Annotated in this window: 16 protein-coding genes and 1 other annotated feature; of the genes, 13 read left to right on the top strand and 3 right to left on the bottom strand. The window is 40.5% G+C overall.

What is annotated here, in order from left to right; all coding sequences use genetic code 11:
* Window positions 1-155 precede the first annotated feature (155 nt).
* The 10 genes from DW738_RS02815 (at window position 156) to DW738_RS02755 (ending at window position 10882) form a co-directional block, all read left to right on the top strand.
* Window positions 156-953 (top strand): formate/nitrite transporter family protein, encoded by a 798-nt coding sequence (locus DW738_RS02815; protein ID WP_023023311.1) that lies wholly within the window; start codon window positions 156-158, stop codon window positions 951-953.
* A gap of 63 nt (window positions 954-1016) precedes the next feature.
* Window positions 1017-1152, top strand: a sequence feature (ribosomal protein L10 leader region).
* A gap of 38 nt (window positions 1153-1190) precedes the next feature.
* Window positions 1191-1691, top strand: a complete 501-nt coding sequence (gene rplJ, locus DW738_RS02805; RefSeq protein WP_006596316.1) for a 50S ribosomal protein L10 — start codon at window positions 1191-1193, stop codon at window positions 1689-1691.
* Window positions 1692-1767: 76 nt separating this feature from the next.
* On the top strand, window positions 1768-2136 hold the full coding sequence (rplL, locus tag DW738_RS02800) for a 50S ribosomal protein L7/L12 (RefSeq protein WP_001196965.1): 369 nt from the start codon (window positions 1768-1770) through the stop codon (window positions 2134-2136).
* Window positions 2137-2622: 486 nt separating this feature from the next.
* Window positions 2623-3075, top strand: coding sequence for a hypothetical protein (locus DW738_RS02795; protein WP_023023308.1), 453 nt, complete (start codon window positions 2623-2625; stop codon window positions 3073-3075).
* Between the two features lie 185 nt (window positions 3076-3260).
* Window positions 3261-4997 (top strand): ABC transporter ATP-binding protein, encoded by a 1737-nt coding sequence (locus tag DW738_RS02790; RefSeq protein WP_123160268.1) that lies wholly within the window; start codon window positions 3261-3263, stop codon window positions 4995-4997.
* Window positions 4998-5010: 13 nt separating this feature from the next.
* Window positions 5011-6792 (top strand): ABC transporter ATP-binding protein, encoded by a 1782-nt coding sequence (locus DW738_RS02785; protein ID WP_123160267.1) that lies wholly within the window; start codon window positions 5011-5013, stop codon window positions 6790-6792.
* Window positions 6793-7067: 275 nt separating this feature from the next.
* Window positions 7068-7622 carry a GNAT family N-acetyltransferase gene (locus DW738_RS02775; RefSeq protein ID WP_123160266.1) on the top strand — a complete coding sequence of 185 codons (555 nt, stop codon included), beginning with the start codon at window positions 7068-7070 and terminating at the stop codon, window positions 7620-7622.
* Window positions 7623-8095: 473 nt separating this feature from the next.
* Complete coding sequence (gene brnQ / locus DW738_RS02765) at window positions 8096-9415, top strand: branched-chain amino acid transport system II carrier protein (RefSeq protein WP_123160265.1); 1320 nt, start codon at window positions 8096-8098, stop codon at window positions 9413-9415.
* A 159-nt stretch (window positions 9416-9574) separates the two neighbouring features.
* On the top strand, window positions 9575-10282 hold the full coding sequence (ccdA2, locus tag DW738_RS02760) for a thiol-disulfide oxidoreductase-associated membrane protein CcdA2 (RefSeq protein WP_123160264.1): 708 nt from the start codon (window positions 9575-9577) through the stop codon (window positions 10280-10282).
* Between the two features lie 21 nt (window positions 10283-10303).
* Window positions 10304-10882 (top strand): TlpA disulfide reductase family protein, encoded by a 579-nt coding sequence (locus tag DW738_RS02755; RefSeq protein WP_123160263.1) that lies wholly within the window; start codon window positions 10304-10306, stop codon window positions 10880-10882.
* A gap of 186 nt (window positions 10883-11068) precedes the next feature.
* Here the strand turns inward: DW738_RS02755 and DW738_RS02745 are convergent, their stop codons facing one another.
* From DW738_RS02745 to DW738_RS02735, 3 genes are read right to left on the bottom strand one after another with little or no spacing between them, the layout of a single operon-like run.
* Window positions 11069-12304 (bottom strand): NAD(P)H-dependent oxidoreductase, encoded by a 1236-nt coding sequence (locus tag DW738_RS02745; protein ID WP_123160262.1) that lies wholly within the window; start codon window positions 12302-12304, stop codon window positions 11069-11071.
* Window positions 12305-12321: 17 nt separating this feature from the next.
* Window positions 12322-12927 (bottom strand): NADPH-dependent FMN reductase, encoded by a 606-nt coding sequence (locus DW738_RS02740; RefSeq protein WP_123160261.1) that lies wholly within the window; start codon window positions 12925-12927, stop codon window positions 12322-12324.
* Window positions 12928-12951: 24 nt separating this feature from the next.
* Entirely contained in the window at window positions 12952-13875 is a 924-nt protein-coding gene (locus tag DW738_RS02735; protein ID WP_195213900.1) for an FAD:protein FMN transferase, read from the bottom strand.
* Window positions 13876-14088: 213 nt separating this feature from the next.
* Here DW738_RS02735 and DW738_RS02730 point away from each other — a divergent pair, with 213 nt between their 5' ends.
* The 3 genes from DW738_RS02730 to efeO all read left to right on the top strand — a co-directional run bounded on the left by DW738_RS02730 (window position 14089) and on the right by efeO (window position 18076).
* Window positions 14089-15465, top strand: coding sequence for an FAD-dependent oxidoreductase (locus DW738_RS02730; protein WP_123160259.1), 1377 nt, complete (start codon window positions 14089-14091; stop codon window positions 15463-15465).
* 106 nt (window positions 15466-15571) lie between these two features.
* Window positions 15572-17113 carry a ClC family H(+)/Cl(-) exchange transporter gene (locus DW738_RS02725; protein ID WP_123160258.1) on the top strand — a complete coding sequence of 514 codons (1542 nt, stop codon included), beginning with the start codon at window positions 15572-15574 and terminating at the stop codon, window positions 17111-17113.
* Window positions 17114-17206: 93 nt separating this feature from the next.
* Window positions 17207-18076: an iron uptake system protein EfeO gene (gene efeO, locus DW738_RS02720; RefSeq protein WP_123160257.1), complete on the top strand. Its 870-nt coding sequence runs from the start codon at window positions 17207-17209 to the stop codon at window positions 18074-18076.

Genomic DNA, 18076 nt, shown 5'->3' with positions numbered 1-18076 from the left:
TAGTCTGTTTTTTTATTTCATCGTTTTAAATCGTTTTATTTATATTTGTTGTGGAACCCAGTATTTTTATTTAAATTTTTCTGAAAGCCTTTTCAGGAATTCCATTCTATGATATAATGAAGAAGTTCACAAATCCAATATATAAGGAGATTCAGATGGGAGAATCAAATTTTGTTCTTAAGGTAGAAGCAGCATGTCAGAAGAAGGAAGAATTGTATACAGCTTCTAAAGCTCGTTATGCGGTTCGATCTATGTTTGCGGGTGCGTTTTTGACAATGAGTACTGCAGTAGGGATTGTGGGGGCAGACCTTCTCAACACCTTCTTGCCAGGTTCTGGTCGTTTCTTATTCCCGTTTATTTTTGCGTGGGGATTGGTTTATTTACTATTCTTAAATAGTGAGTTAACGACTTCCAATATGATGTACCTTACAGCTGGTGTTTATTTAAAGAAGATTAATTGGAAAAAAGCTTTAGAAATTTTACTTTATTGTACGTTCTTTAACCTAGTCGGTGCTTTGTTCCTCGCTTTCCTCTTTGGACAGACTAGTGCATTTGCAAACCTAAATCCAAAAGGCTTCCTTGGCTCGGTTGTAGAGATGAAGCTCCAACGTTCGAATCAATTGGTCTTCTTCGAAGGAGTTATTGCCAACATCTTCGTTAACATAGCAATCTTGTCCTACCTTTTCTTTAAAGATGAAACAGCGAAAGTTTTGTTGGCTTTGTCAGCTATTTATATGTTTGTATTTCTTACAAATGAACACATTGCGGCAAACTTTGCTTCTTTCTCACTGGCTACCTTTAATTCTATTTCTAAAGATTTGCCTCATTTAGAGTTCTTCAATGTCCTTCGTCATTACGCTGTCACTTTTGTAGGTAACTGGGTAGGAGGAGGAGTACTCATGGGCTTGGCCTATGCATGGCTCAATCGTACAAAGACTATTTATAAAGATTAAATATTTTTTTAAAAAAGTTTGCAAAAACACTTGCATTCTTTTTTTTTATGTGATACACTAAATAACGGTTTGAAAAAACTGCCTAAGACAGTAGGGGAGCTAGACTCATAAATATCCTACCGAGGACAAAACGTATCATGTAAAAAGAAGCGTATTGTACTTTCGTGTCTAGGTTTGGGCGCGTTTTTCTTTTGGAAAAATTCCCCAAGCAAAATAATTACGGAGGTGAACACACTAATGAGTGAAGCAATTATTGCTAAAAAAGCGGAACTAGTTGACGTAGTAGCTGAGAAAATGAAAGCTGCTGCATCAATCGTCGTTGTAGACGCTCGTGGTTTAACAGTTGACCAAGATACAGTTCTTCGTCGTGAGCTTCGTGGAAGCGAAGTTGAGTACAAAGTTATTAAAAACTCAATCTTACGTCGTGCAGCTGAAAAAGCTGGTCTTGAAGAATTGGCATCAGTTTTTGTTGGACCATCTGCTGTAGCATTTTCTAATGAAGATGTTATCGCACCAGCGAAAATCTTGAACGACTTTTCTAAAACTGCTGACGCACTTGAAATCAAGGGTGGTGCAATCGAAGGCGCTGTCGCATCTAAAGAAGAGATCCTTGCTCTTGCAACTCTTCCAAACCGCGAAGGACTTCTTTCTATGCTCCTTTCTGTACTTCAAGCGCCAGTGCGCAACGTTGCTCTTGCAGTCAAAGCGGTTGCAGACAACAAAGAAGACGCGGCTTAATCTTAAGCTACGCAGCGTAGCCTAGCTACAAAAAAATATAAATAAAAAATTTAAAACTTATTTGGAGGAAATAACAATGGCATTGAACATTGAAAACATTATTGCTGAAATTAAAGAAGCTTCAATCCTTGAATTGAACGACCTTGTAAAAGCTATCGAAGAAGAATTTGGTGTAACTGCAGCTGCTCCTGTAGCTGTTGCTGCAGCTGGTGCTGCTGACGCTGGTGCTGCTAAAGATTCATTCGACGTTGAATTGACATCTGCAGGCGACAAGAAAGTCGGCGTTATCAAAGTTGTGCGTGAAATCACTGGTCTTGGTCTTAAAGAAGCTAAAGAACTTGTTGATGGAGCACCTGCACTTGTTAAAGAAGGTGTTGCTACAGCTGAAGCTGAAGAAATCAAAGCTAAATTGGAAGAAGCTGGAGCTTCAGTTACTCTTAAATAATAGAGTTTCCAATCAAAATGAAAACCGAGGTTTAGACCTCGGTTTTTTTGTGTACAATTTCGAATTTAGTTCTTTGTATTTGATCCTATATCTGAAGAAACCTTAGAAATGGATGAAAAAGAAGGTGGGACAAATAGTGGATCTAGTCTTTTCGTTAATCGAATAAAGTTAAAAGTTGAACTTGAAATTAAGGATAAGACAGGAACGCAGTTCTGCCTCAGTTAGTTTGTTTGGGAATGAGCAGGAGTAGCCTATAGTTTCAAAAGAGGATAGTATTGCTATCTTCTTTATTTTTTCACGAAAGAAGTATGGTACTGTAAAAAAAGTCTTTAAATCATTCAGCGTACTTTCGCTCTTAAACGCTGTAGAACAGTGCATTCCCAACGGTTACTCCCAATTCTTATCGAGTTCTTACTAATTTATTATATTGTTAGACTTCTATTTTTTTGATAGAATAGTCCTTATCAACAAAAAAGGAGATTTCTGATGAAATACTTTAAACGTCTTGTCTTTGCTGCTTTGTTGGCAGTTGGTGCGATTTTCCTTGTAGCTTGTGGTTCTACAACTAGCGATAATGGGAAATATGTCTATAAAGCTGAGAAGGATCAAATTAAAAGCATCCTTAAAAAGCAAGGGGCTAGTGAGGAACAACTTGAGCAGGTGATTGATCAATTTGATTTGACAATGACAATTGAAATTAAAGATACAAAAGCTAAGATGATTATCGAAATGAAAGCTCTTGGTGAAAGCAAAAAGAAAACAATTGACCTGAAAGCTGATCAAAATGCTAAAACTCTTGAATCAGCAGAAGGTGGTAAAGATAAAGTCAAGTATAAGATTGATGGTGATGTTTTAACTTTGGATGTATCAAAAGCAGAATCTAGTGATTATGAAGTTTTTGCTTTCTTCAAAGATGCAAAATTCAAACGTCAGAAATAATCGTATCTAGAGGGGATTGCTGAGGCTATCCTCTTTTTTCTTCATGGTTTTCATTAGCTCTTTTCCTTGCTAGCCACCTAGGGTTCTGATATAATGAGGTTACTGTGAAGAAGGCGTGTGAGCTTTCTAGAATCATTTAAAAAGTACTTGACGGTGCTTTTTTATTGTATAGGGAGGAGAAAGGTATGGGATATATTTGGTCTTATTTGAGAAAATATCCAAAATGGTTGTGCTTGAATTTTACAGCAGCCATCTTTTTTGTGATTGTTAATCTCGGTTTGCCAACTGTTTTGGCCCGTATGATTGATGAGGGAATCAATCCGAGAGATATAGAGCGTGTTTATTTCTGGGCCTGGGTTATGTTTGGTGTGATCATCGTCGGAATTCTTGGTCGAATCGTTCTGGCCTATGCGGTTGGGAAGATTACTACAACCATGGTTATGGATATGCGGAATGATCTTTATGAGAAGCTTCAGGAATATTCTCACCATGAGTATGAAAAGATTGGCGTTTCTTCTTTAGTGACACGGATGACGTCTGATGCTTTTGTCCTAATGCAGTTTTCTGACCAGATGTTAAAACTTGGGGTCATTACTCCCATCATGATGGTGTCGAGTATTCTGTTGATTTTACAAACGAGTCCATCTCTTGCCTGGATTGTGGCGATTTCGATGCCTCTTTTGGCCGTGGTGGTTTGGTATGTAGCTGTTAAGACCAAGCCTTTGTCAGAGAAGCAGCAGGAAACCCTAGATAAGCTCAATCAATATGCACGAGAGAATCTTACAGGGCTTCGTGTCATTCGTGCTTTTGCACGTGAGGAATTCCAAGAGGAAAAGTTTGGCCAAGCCAATGCAGTCTATGCGGACAACTCTAATAAACTTTTTAAACTGACCGGTTTGACGGAGCCACTCTTTGTTCAAATCATCATTGCGATGATTGTAGCTATTGTGTGGTTTGCCTTGGATCCTCTAGGGGATGGGAGCTTAGAAATTGGGAATCTTGTCGCCTTTATCGAATACAGTTTCCATGCCTTGCTTTCATTCCTTTTCCTAGCCAATCTCTTTACCATGTACCCACGGACAGCTGTCTCCAGTCATCGTTTGAAAGAGATTATGGACATGCCCATTTCCATTGATCCAAATGAAAATGGGGTAACTGAGACAGAAACCAAGGGTTATCTGGAGTTTGATAACGTCACTTTTGCCTATCCTGGTGAAACAGAGAATCCAGTCCTTCACAATATTTCCTTTAAGGCTAAACCCGGTGAAACCATCGCCTTTATCGGATCGACCGGTTCTGGGAAATCCTCTCTCGTTCAGCTCATTCCTCGATTCTATGATGTTACTTTAGGGAAAATCTTGGTCGATGGCGTGGATGTGCGTGATTTTAATGTTAAAGCCTTGCGCCATAAGATTGGATTTATCCCACAGAAGGCCTTGCTCTTTACAGGTACCATTGCTGAAAACCTCCGTTATGGTAAGGAAGATGCGAGTATTGAGGAGTTAGATAAGGCAGCAGATGTAGCCCAAGCCAAGGAATTTATCGAGAGTAAGGAGGAGCAGTTTGACACTCATTTAGCAGAAGGTGGTAGCAACCTTTCTGGAGGTCAGAAGCAACGTTTATCGATTGCACGTGCAGTTGTTAAGGAGCCGGATATCTATATCTTTGATGATTCCTTCTCTGCTCTGGATTATAAGACAGATGCCACGCTGAGAAAACGTCTAAAAGAAGTAACTGGAGATGCGACCGTTTTAATCGTAGCCCAGCGGGTTGGGACCATTATGGATGCGGATCAAATCATTGTCTTGGATCATGGAGAAATCGTTGGTCGTGGAACCCACGAAGAACTCCTAGCAACCAATGAAATCTACAGTGAGATTGCCCGCTCACAGTTGAATAATCAATCATTGACAGAAGAATAGGAGGGAGGAGAAAATGAAAGAAAAACGTTCCAGTTTTGTACGCCTTTGGGGCTACTTAAAAGCTTATCGCTTTGCCGTTATTCTCGCTACTCTTCTAAAAATTCTGAGTGTGGTCATGAGTGTCATCGAACCCTATATTCTAGGACTCGCCATTACTGAATTAACTGCTAACCTGACAGATATGGCTAGAGGAGTTGCAGGAGCTCAGATTAATGCTGGCTATGTCGGCTGGGTCATGGTTGTCTATCTCTTCCGTGGAGTCTTGTATGAACTCGGTTCATATTATTCGAATTACTTCATGACCAATGCTGTTCAAAGCATGATTGAGGATATGCGTAATGACTTATCCGAAAAAATTAATCGTATCCCCGTTTCTTACTTTGATCAGCACCAATTTGGAGATCTTCTCGGTCGCTTTACTAGTGATGTCGAAACGGTTTCCAATGCCTTGCAACAGTCTTTCCTTCAAATTGTTAATGCGATCTTCACCTTAAGCTTGGTTATTGCTATGGTGCTTTATCTTAACCTCACTTTGGGGTTAATCGTGATTGCTTCTATTCCGATCACCTTCTTCGGTGCCCAGTTTATTATGAAGAAATCCCAGCCTTATTTTAAAGAGCAGGCAGATGTCCTTGGGGCTCTAAATGGTTTTGTTCAGGAAAACTTGAGTGGCTTTAACGTCTTAAAACTCTATGTACGTGAAGAATCATCGCAAGAAGAATTCCGTGACATTACTCGTCGTCTCCAACAAGTTGGATTTAAAGCGAATTTTATTTCTGGACTGATGATGCCAGTTCTTAATGCGATCTCTGATTTGACATATCTTTTGGTGGCCGTTATCGGAGCTATTCAAGTTCTTGCCGGTCGTCTTACAGTTGGGAATATGCAGGCTTTTGTTCAGTATGTCTGGCAGATCAATCAGCCTATTCAAAATTTGAGCCAGTTAGCTGGCATCTTGCAAAGTGCCAAATCTTCACTAGACCGGGTCTTCCAAGTCCTTGATGAACCAGATGAAGTGCTCGGTAAAAATGAATCTCTGGACAAAGAACTGACAGGGCAGGTTAGCTTTAATCATGTGGACTTCCAATATGTGGAAGATAAACCGCTGATCCGTGATTTTAACCTAGAGGTTAATCCTGGTGAGATGGTGGCTATTGTCGGACCGACAGGAGCAGGGAAAACGACCCTCATCAACCTCCTCATGCGTTTCTACGATGTGACTAAGGGGGCTATTACAGTGGATGGTCATGATATCCGTGACCTATCTCGCCAAGACTATCGTAAGCAGTTTGGGATGGTTCTTCAGGATGCTTGGCTCTATGAAGGGACCATTAAAGAGAATCTGCGCTTTGGAAACTTGGATGCGACAGATGAAGAGATTGTCGCTGCTGCCAAGGCTGCCAACGTTGACCACTTTATCCGGACCCTTCCGGGAGGCTACAACATGGAGATGAACCAGGAGTCTAGTAATATCTCTTTGGGGCAGAAGCAGTTGTTGACCATTGCGCGTGCCCTTCTAGCTGATCCAAAGATATTGATTTTAGATGAGGCAACTTCTTCAGTGGATACGCGTCTGGAACTCTTGATTCAAAAGGCTATGAAGAACTTGATGAAAGGGCGAACTAGTTTTGTCATTGCTCACCGCTTGTCTACTATCCAAGAAGCAGATAAGATTTTAGTTCTTAAAGAGGGTCAAATCATCGAACAAGGAAATCATGAGTCCCTCTTGGCTGCACAAGGATTTTATTACGACTTGTACATGAGCCAATTCTCCAAAAAAGAAGAAGCTGAATAATAGCGTAAAAGAGAGTTGGACAGAAATCGGTAATTCGTTAGAATTCGATTTCGTCGTCCCACCTCCGCACAGTTGAGTAGGGCTGTAAAAGCTGATGAAATCAGCGTAGTAGAGCCCACACAACCACTGCGTCTTGCTCGACAATCCAAAGATAATTGAGAGGCTAGGACTTTTGTCCCAGCCTTTTTTAAGCTACATACTTGCTTTTGAAAGAAGACGGATTTCTTGAAGATGTTTATTTTATTTGCTATAATCGTAGCAGAAATGGAGGCTTTATGCGCTTAACAAGCCAATTAATCACTGAAACATTCCCAGATCTGGATAAGGTCGAGCGGTTGAATACCGAGGCTTTCCCTGAAGAGGAACGGATTCCTATATCTGAGTTTTTACGCTATACAGACAATGATGATGCTCATTTTTTTGCTTTTTACAATGAGGAAGAATTTGTTGGATTTGCCTTTGCTATTTCAAATGCCAAGGCCTTTTATGTCAGCTTCTTTGCCATTATGCCTCACTTGCGAAGTCACGGCTATGGCCAAGAAATCATTGAAAAATTAATCGAATTTTACCATCGGACCATGTTGTTAGAAGTTGAGCGCTTGGATGAAGAATGTGACAATCTAGAACAACGACGGGCTCGAATGGACTTCTATTTGCGGAACGGCTTCAAAACAGCCAATGCCTTTCTTGAATATGAAGGGCTTAGTTTTGAAATCCTCTATCGAGGAGAAGGCTTTGATGAGGAAGCCTATCGTGATATCTTCCGTAAACTTCAGGAAGAGAATTATTTTGATTTTCGCATTCAATACAGACGTTTTAGTGAAGATTAGAAAAAAGAGGCTGGGACAAAAGTCCCAGCCTCTCAATTGTCTTTGGATTGTCGAGCAAGACGCAGTGGTTGAGTGGGCTCTACTACGCTGATTTCATCAGCTTTTACAGCCCTACTCAACTGTGCGGAGGTGGGACGACGAAATAGAATTCTAACGAATAACCGATTTCTGTCCCACTCTCTTTAGTTTAGATGTTGAACATGAACTCAATTAGTCGCATGACTTGTGAAAAGAACCGAGGCAGAAATAGAAGTGCTAAGAAAGTAGCATGCCAGTTCCAGTACAAGGACACTAGACCAACTGTTTCTCGTGTATCATAATTGAGAATAAGAGGCTATGTTGATAGGAGGAGAAAGAATTTGTTGTTCATACGAAAAGCTTTCTGTTAAATAAGATAAATTCAGTAAAAATGATTGCTCCGAAGCATGAAAGCTGTTATACTAGATAGGATTGAAAAATGTAAAGGAGAACATATGTTACGAAAAGGTTCCTTAACAGGTTTGCTGTTATTTGGTATTTTCTTCGGTGCAGGGAATTTGATCTTTCCACCTGCGCTAGGTGCCCAGTCGGGTAACCATTTTGGGCCAGCTATTGCTGGATTTGTCTTATCAGGAGTAGGGATTGCGATTATTACCTTGATCATTGGGACACTTAATCCCAAAGGATATATCCATGAGATTTCACGTAAAATCGCTCCTTGGTTTGCCATCGTTTATCTTGTAGCCTTGTATCTGTCTATTGGTCCATTCTTTGCCATTCCAAGAACAGCTACGGTTTCCTACGAGGTTGGGATCGCTCCCTTGTTGGGACAATCAAGTGGTAAACTGAGCCTCTTTATTTTCACCTTGATTTATTTCTCTTTAGCTTATTTGATTGCCTTGTATCCTTCTAAAATCCTAGATAGTATTGGTCGGATTTTGACACCAGTCTTTGCTATCTTGATCGTTGTATTGGTTGTCCTTGGTGCCCTCAAATACAGCGGACATGCGCCACAAGCTGCAACAGAAGCTTATCAAGCGTCTGCCTTTGGTCAAGGTTTCCTTGAAGGGTATAACACCTTGGATGCTCTTGCTTCAGTAGCCTTTAGTGTGATTGCAGTAACTACCCTCAATCAACTGGGTTTTTCCAGCAAAAAAGAATACATTAAAACGATCTGGATTGTTGGAATCGTTGTAGCCATTGGCTTTAGTATTTTGTATATCGGCTTGGGATACCTTGGAAATCACTTCCCAATTCCAGCAGAAGTGATGGCATCTGATGCCAATAAGGGTGTTTATGTCCTCTCAGAAGCAACCAAGGCTATCTTTGGTCCAGTTGCTCAAATCTTCCTTGCAGGGATGGTGACGGTGACTTGTTTCACAACAACAGCTGGTTTGATCGTTTCAACAGGAGAATTCTTCCATAAGACCTTCCCTAAGATTTCATATAAGGTTTATGCGACACTTTTCACTTTGATTGGGTTTGCGATTGCCAACCTTGGTTTGAACGCGATTATTACCTTCTCATTGCCTGTTTTGATGATTCTCTATCCAATTACAATCACCATTGTGTTGATTGTGATTGTAAATAAATTTATCGACCTTTCAAAACCAGGGATGCAACTAACCATTTTTGCAGTTAGCTTGGTGGCGATTGCAGATGTTCTTGCAAGTACCTTCAAACTTTCAGGCTTAGCTACTATCATTAAAACTTTGCCATTTGCTACCCAATCCCTTCCATGGTTACTACCAGCAGTAGTTGGTATTGTCCTCTCTCTCTTTTTGCCAAATAAACAAAATGCAGCAGAAGAATAAGTAGAAAATTAAACTCCAAAGTTATGTGCTTTGGAGTTTTTATTTGGTTTTGAAACTAGTTTCTAAATGATCCTTTAGAAATCAAAGCGTAGCAGAAATTTTTAATTTAGGGATTTGAATGCTATACTAGGTGTAGCATATCAATATACGGAGTGTTTTATGAATCAAATCGTTTTCTCCTTTACTGTCTTTCTGGCAGGCATTCTCTCCTTTTTCTCTCCCTGTGTCTTTCCTTTACTTCCGGTATACATCGGCGTCTTGCTAGGAAGCAATCAGGAAAAATCTATCCAGCTTTTTGGGAAAAAGATTCGCTGGCATGGGATTGTAAAGACCTTGTGTTTTATCGCAGGTATTTCTGTTATTTTCCTCCTCATTGGTTTCGGGGCAGGTTTGCTTGGTCAAATCATGTACACCAATTGGTTCCGTTACCTGATGGGAGCCCTCATCATTATTCTTGGTCTTCATCAGATGGAAGTCTTTCATTTCAACTTCCTAGAGAAGCAGAAGACAATGGATTTCGGGGCCAACAAACAGAAGAATGAGTTGTTCTCCGCTTTTCTCCTTGGGCTTGGTTTTAGCTTTGGCTGGACGCCATGTATCGGTCCTGTTCTCGGCTCTGTACTTGCCTTAGCAGCATCAAATGGACAAGATGCCTTGATGGGAGCTCTTTACCTTTTCATTTATACATTAGGGATGGCCATTCCGTTTTTGCTTTTGGCCTTAGCGTCTGGGATTGTTCTCCCATACTTTAATCGTCTAAAACCCCATCTCTTATTGCTAAAGAAGATTGGTGGCTTGATCATCATCATTATGGGGATCTTATTGCTCTTGGGACAATTGAATAGCTTGTCTGCTATTTTTTCATAAATCAAATGGAGGTTTATTACCATGAAATTTATTAAATATACCTGTTTTTCAATCCTCTCACTCGCTTTACTGACTGCTTGTTCCATGAAGCAATCAAGTGAGACTAGTATGAACAACATGAACAATATGAATAACCAAACAACGTCAAACACGACTACTAGTAAACATCCTCTGGTAGGAACAGAAGCGAGTGACTTTGAACTCAAAGACATGAAGGGGAATACGGTCAAACTTTCAGACTATAAAGGAAAAAAGGTTTACTTAAAATTCTGGGCTACTTGGTGTGGTCCTTGCCGACAAAGTATGCCTGAACTCAATAAATTAGTTGAAGAAAAGGATCGGGACTTTGAGATTCTCACGGTTATGGCACCGGGAATGCAAGGTGAAAAAACAGAAGAAGAGTTTGTTGAATGGTTTGCCCAACAAGACTATCAATCAGTACCCGTTTTGTACAATCCTGACGGCTCTGCCTTCATAAATTACCAAGTTCGTTCGATCCCTACTGAAGTCTTTATCGATAGCCAAGGAAAGATTGGTCATGTTCAATTAGGGGCTATTTCAAATGAAGATGCCAAGAAGATTATCAAAGAGTTGAAATAAAAGAGAGAGTGGGACAGAAATCGGTAATTCATTAGAATTCGATTTCGTCGTCCCACCTCCGCATGGTTGAGTAGGGCTGTAAAAGCTGATGAAATCAGCGTAGTAGAGCCCACTCAACCACTGCGTCTTGCTTGACAATCCAAAAATAATTGAGAGGCTAGGACTTTTGTCCTAGCCTCTCAATTATTAGTTGCTTGCACCAGATGTAGCATCAGCAGCTCCGTCACCGTGTCCACCAGCATCTGAAGCACCTGAAGTTGCATCTGCATCCCCATGACCAGCAGCAGGAGCAAATGGTCCGCTACCACCTACAAGGCGTTGACCTGTTGTTTCAAGATACCAGTCCAACCATGGTTGGAAGTTGAAGACGATCTCGTTGATACCAGCATAGGAACCATCTGGATAGTACATAGCTTGGTAGTTGTGAGTATTGATGACGCCTTCAGGGGATCCTGGAACAATGGTACGAACATATTCTTGGTTCCCATTACGAAGAGTACCGATAACCCATTCAACGTTTTTCATACGTGCTGGCGGAAGTGAACCGTGAACAGTTGACATCCGGCTACCAGATTGAGGTGGCACGCGTTTCGCAAACATCGTATCTGGATCTTGGTGGGCATTGTTGTAGTATAGGAACTGGTTGTTGTCATCTGCATAAGTTAATTCAAATGGCATAGCTTTTAAGAACATATCGATTTGATTAACAGTCAGGATCCCGTGGTCTAATTTGACATAAGTATCACCTGATACAGCTCCTGTAATTTCTGCAACTTTTTCTACCCATTCTGGATCATCTGGATCAACCTCAGTGATGGTAGTAGCGATTGGTTTTCCGCAATCCAAGTCTTCTGGTTCAATTGGTTTTGGTTTTTTCAATTTAGAAACGACTCCTACGTATTTAACAAAGTTATCTAAACAAGTTTCAAGGAATTTAACGGTTCCTTCGTTCTTGATATTGCCATCTGCATCAAAAGCTTCCTTGGCTTTACCAAGAAGGAACTCATTTCCTGGAAGGGTGTAGGCATTGACACCAGGAGCATCAAGAATCTTGCGTAGGTGAACCTGAGCACGTGATGTTCCTTGATCATAATAAGAGGCACCGACGATCATAACTGGTTTATTTTCAAATGGATGAACCTCGAAAGAAAGCCATTCAAGAACTGATTTTAGAGCAGCCGAAATGGTATGGTTGTGTTCTGGGGTTGCAATAATCACCCCATCTGCACGAGTGATTTTATTATACAAAAGACGCAATTGGAAGCTTTCGTCCCATTTTTCATCTTGGTTAAACATTGGGACTTCATCAATTTCAAGAATTTCCAATTCAAATTTGAGCTTAAATTGGCGTTGCATGAACTCCAAGAGTTTACGGTTATATGATTGATCATAGTTTGAGCCTAAAATTCCAACAAATTTCATTCTTATCGTCTCCTATCCTACAAGTTTTCCCAGTTAAATTTTTCAGCAGATTTGCGAATTAACTCATGAGCATTACGTAATTTGTCTGTAATCTTTACAAAAATACGGAAGTCATCGAAGATAGCATCCAATTTTTGAATGACTTCTAAATCTACCAAATCTCCATGTTGGTCGAAGGCTTGCAATGAATGAGAAAGCAAGAATTCATCTGGCAAAACAGTTGCTTTGATTTCTGGAGCGTTTAAGATTTGGCGAAGTTGCAGTTGGGCACGTGAAGATCCTAAAGTACCGTATGAAGCACCAGTAATCATAACTGGTTTGTTCAACAAAGGAAAGACTCCGTAAGAGAGCCAAGCTAAAGCGCTCATCAGGACAGCTGGAATAGAGTGATCATATTCAGGAGTGCCGATGATGACACCATCAGCTTTCTCAATTTTATCAACAATCTCTAAGATAGCTTCTGGTACATTCTTGTCAGCCGGTTTGTTAAAAACTGGGATGTCTTTGATTTCGACCAATTCAATATCAGCTTTGTTTGCAAAATGTTTTTGCATGTATTGAAGTAGTTGACGGTTTGTAGAACGTTTGGAGTTGGTCCCCACAATCGCAATTAGTTTTGTCATAAAAATTTCCTTTCTGATGTAACATTATATATAGGATTGAAGCCCGCTTGTAAAAGCGATCTTGCCTGATTGCGAAACCAATAAGGTATCGATACCAGGGAGCGATTCAACAATGTTGAGAATAGAAGCAGGGGATTCCCCAAACAGTCGAGTAGTCCAAATCTCCCCATCTACGGATTTGTCAGATATTATAGTAATGCTGGCTAAGTCTGTCTCAACAGGATAGCCTGTCTTGCTATCGAATATATGATGAAATGACTGCCCATCGACTTCTAGATGACGTTCGTAAATTCCTGAGGTTACGATAGACTTGTTCTCGATTGAAAGAGCAAGTAGGTGGTGCCCTCTTGGCTCAACAGGATTTTGAATCCCAATTCGCCACGGCTGTTTTCTAATCGGATTCTGACCGACTGTTAGAATATTGCCTCCAAGATCGATTAAAGCATCTGAGATTCCTTGACTTTTTAAAAATCTAGCAACGAGGTCAGCACTGTAACCTTTTGCCAAAGCCCCAAGATCAATTTTCATACCAGGATGTGTCAGATAGACAGCGTGGTTTTTATGATCTAGTTGAATTTTTTGAGGGTTGATTTTCAACAAGGCTTGGTCAATTTCCTTCTGGTCTGGACGCCTAGCGTCTGCAAATCCAATTCGCCAGGTCTGAACAAGAGGACCAATTGCAATATTTAAATGGCTATTTCGGGCCTGACTGTGCTGGGTACCTAAAGAGATGAGCTCAAAAAGATCTGGATGGACTTGAACGGCTGAAATACCTGCTTGATGATTGACCTCCATGAGTTCAGAACTTGTATCATTGGCACTGAAACGGTGTTCATAAGACCGGAGAAGCTCAAAGCATCGAGTTAGAAGCTTATCTGCTTGTGGGTGCAGGATCGATACAGTAATCGTTGTTCCCATCAAGCGTTCAGATTGACTGCTTAGGTCCACTGAAAATCTATCCTTTCCTATTTTCACTTACTTACAGTATATCAAAAAGAGATCGTTTTCACAATCCCTTTAAGCAAATTTGTTGACATTTTTCAAGGCTTGTGATTAAAGATTTGAAAAAAATATCACAAATTGTAAGCAAAATAATTGGAAACGATATCATATTCATGTTATAATTGTAAGGTAAATAAAATTAAAGGTAGGATTTTTTCTATGAGTAAAATCGTAGTTGTGGGTGCTAACCACGCTGGAACTGCATGTATCAACACAATGTTGGATAATTTTGGAATCGAAAATGAAATCGTTGTTTTTGACCAAAACTCAAACATCTCATTTCTTGGATGCGGAATGGCTCTTTGGATTGGTGAACAAATTGACGGTCCTGAAGGCTTGTTCTATTCTGATAAAGAAAAATTAGAAGCTAAAGGCGCTAAAGTTTACATGAACGCACCAGTTCTTTCGATCGACTACGACAACAAGGTTGTAACTGCTGAAGTTGACGGAAAAGAGCACAAAGAATCGTATGAAAAATTAATCTTCGCGACTGGTTCAACACCAATCATTCCTCCAATCAAAGGAGTTGAAATTGTGCCTGGTAACCGTGAGTTCAAGGCGACTCTTGAAAATCTTCAGTTCGTTAAATTGTACCAAAACGCTGAAGAAGTGATTGAAAAATTGAAAGACAATAGCAAACACTTGAACCGCATTGCCGTAGTTGGTGGCGGGTACATCGGTGTTGAGTTAGCTGAAGCTTTCGAGCGTCTTGGAAAAGACGTTGTCCTAGTTGATATCGTGGATACTGTCTTGAACGGATACTACGATAAAGATTTCACAGACATTATGGCTAAAAACTTGGAAGACCACAACATCCGTTTGGCTCTTGGACAAACTGTTCAAGCAGTTGAAGGAAATGGTAAAGTAGAACGCTTGGTAACTGACAAAGAAACATTCGACGTGGATATGGTTATTCTTGCTGTTGGTTTCCGTCCTAACACAGCTCTTGCTGATGGTAAGATCGAACTCTTCCGCAACGGTGCCTTCCTTGTAGACAAGAAACAAGAAACGTCACTTCCTGGTGTATACGCTGTAGGTGACTGTGCGACTATCTACGATAACGCACGTGATGAAATGAGTTACATCGCTCTTGCATCTAACGCTGTTCGTTCAGGTATTGTTGGAGCTTACAACGCGACTGGTCATGAATTGGAAGGAATCGGTGTTCAAGGTTCTAATGGTATCTCAATCTACGGTCTTCACATGGTTTCGACTGGTTTGACACTTGAAAAAGCAAAAGCTGCTGGTTTCAATGCTGGCGAAACAGGATTCAACGATCTTCAAAAACCTGAATTTATCAAACACGATAACCATGAAGTCGCAATCAAGATTGTCTACAATAAAGACAACCGTCAAATCCTTGGTGCTCAAATGGTATCACGTGATAGTGCAATCTCAATGGGAATTCATATGTTCTCACTTGCTATTCAAGAACACGTGACGATTGATAAGTTGGCACTGACTGACTTATTCTTCTTGCCACACTTCAACAAACCATACAACTACATCACAATGGCGGCTTTAACTGCTGAATAATAAAGTCAAAAAACGCTCGTTAGGGCGTTTTTTTGATTATCTCATACTCAAGAGCCGTGAAAAATAGTATAATAAAGGCAATTAATCTTGGAGTTTAAGTGAATTTATGAAACAAAGTCAGCAAATCCAAAGAGAATTTCAATCGACCTCAAGATCTATTTTATCTCAGGTTAGCAGAGGTGTTTTAGTAGGGCTCGTAGTCGGTGCGATTGTCTCGAGTTTTCGATTTTTTATTGAGTATCTCTTTCATGTTGTGCAAGGATTGTATAAGGATCTTGGAAGAAGTCCGATCAATTGGGTCACCATCCTTTTGATGTATCTTTTTATTATTTTGCTAGCTAGCCAGCTCATCAAAAAGAACAAAAACGTTAAAGGATCTGGTATTCCTCAAGTAGAAGCAGAATTAAAAGGACTACTTCAGATAGACTGGTGGACTACCCTTTGGCAGAAGTACATTTTAGGGATTTTAGCAATTGCAAGTGGTTTGATGTTGGGTCGTGAAGGCCCCAGTATCCAACTTGGCGCCATGGGAGGAAAGGGGCTGGCTAAGAAACTTGCGCTTAGTCCAGTAGAAGAAAGAGCCTTGATTGCCAGCGGTGCCGCAGCAGGTTTGGCAGCAGCCTTCAATGCACCGATCGCTGGTCTACTCTTTGTAGTAGAAGAAGTCTACCATCATTTTTCTCGTGTCTTCTGGGTATCGACTTTGGCTGCGAGTTTGGTCGCAAACTTTGTCTCCCTCAATATTTTCGGTCAAACACCTGTTTTAAACATGCCAGACCACATCCCACATATCGATTTATCCAGTTATTGGATTTTCTTAGTGATGGGAATTTTTCTGGGCCTAACTGGTTATTTCTATGAAGTTGCTGTTTTAAATATTGGTCGTGTTTATCAAAAGCTTGGTGGCTGTTTCAAGGTGACCGCTCCTTATTATCCACTCTTTGCCTTTCTTTTGATCCTACCGATCGGTTATTATTTCCCTCACTTATTAGGCGGTGGTAACCAGTTGGTTTTGAACTTAGCCCATGTCCCTCTTAGTATCCAGACTCTGATTTTCTATTTTGCGATACGATTTATTTGGAGTATGATCAGTTACGGTAGTGGTCTTCCTGGTGGCATCTTTCTTCCAATTCTAGCTCTAGGCTCTGTTTTAGGAGCCTTGGTTGCGGCTGTTTTGTTGAAGTTTGGTCTCATACATTCGAATCAACTCCCCTTGTTTGTTATTTTAGGAATGAGTGGTTATTTCAGTGCCATTTCAAAAGCGCCCTTGACAGCCATGATTTTAGTGACTGAAATGGTAGGAGATATACGAACCTTGATGCCGATTGGCTTGGTGACTTTGACAGCTTACATTACTATGGATCTGCTAAAAGGGGCCCCTGTCTACGAGGCTATGCTGGAGCAATTGATGCCTGAGGTGACCAGCGGTTCAGATGTCTTAACCTTGATTGAAATTCCTGTATCGGAGAAAATAGCAGGCCGTCAGGTTCGAGATTTAGATCTACCGAGAGACCTCCTGATCACAACTCATCAGCATAATGGAAAAAACAGTACGGTGCATGGTAGTACCCGCCTCTATCTAGGAGATAGCATCTACCTCGTAGTAAAAGAGACAGATATCGGTCGGGTAAAAGAAATACTTCTTTAATTCATTTTATTAAAGTTTTCTGACAATTGTTGAAAAATGAGAAAATCTCTGCTATAATAGACCACGTAAAAAACGAATCCAGGAGAAATTCTCATGAAAAAACTTGCAGTAACACTCTTATCAGTCGCTTTATTAGCAGGCTGTGCCAATACATCTTCAAAAAACACAACTACAAATAGTTCATCTTCGACAGTGAGATTGTTAAAAGAGGACCAAAAAGCCTTGGACCAGGCGACAAGTGAATATAAGGAGTTTGTGCAAGGACAAATCGATCAATTGTTAAAAGATACAGAGGAATTTCAAAGAGTCCTCAAAAGTGGTGATTTAGAAGAAGCTAAGAAGGTCTATCCTTTGATTCGGATGTCTTATGAACGCTCTGAACCAATCGCTGAAAGCTTTGGGGAGTCTGATGTCAAGATTGACTTCCGTTTGGTTGACTATGTCGATGAAAACAAATCAGAAGAAGGATGGTCAGGCTTCCACCGTATCGAACGCATCCTCTGGGAACAAAATACAACCGAAGGCACTGAAAAATATGCAGAGCAATTGGTCAATGATATCAAAGAGCTGAAAGCTAAGATTGCGACAGTAGAAGTAACGCCAGATATGATGTTGACAGGGGCGGTTGACCTCTTGAATGAAGTGGCTACACAAAAGATCACTGGTGAAGAAGAAATCTTCTCTCATACAGATCTCTACGATTTCCGTGCCAATATTGAAGGAGCTGAGAAGATCTTTGCTCTCTTCAAACCTCTCATTGAGAAGAAGGATGCCAAGCTAGTGAAAACTCTTGAGACAGAATTCAAGGCTGTGAATGACTTGTTAGACAAACATATGACGGATGAATCCAACTATAAATCATATACAGATCTAACAGAAGAGGATACCAAAGAACTAGCGGAAGCAGTAACGAAATTGGGGGAACCTCTCTCTCAAATGGGAATCATTTTAAACGGTAAATAA

This window comes from Streptococcus sp. AM28-20 (genome assembly GCF_003603595.1).
Taxonomy (GTDB): Bacteria; Bacillota; Bacilli; order Lactobacillales; family Streptococcaceae; genus Streptococcus; species Streptococcus ilei.
The sequence above is the reverse complement of the archived record's forward strand: the minus strand, read 5'-3'. Positions and strand labels throughout refer to the sequence as shown.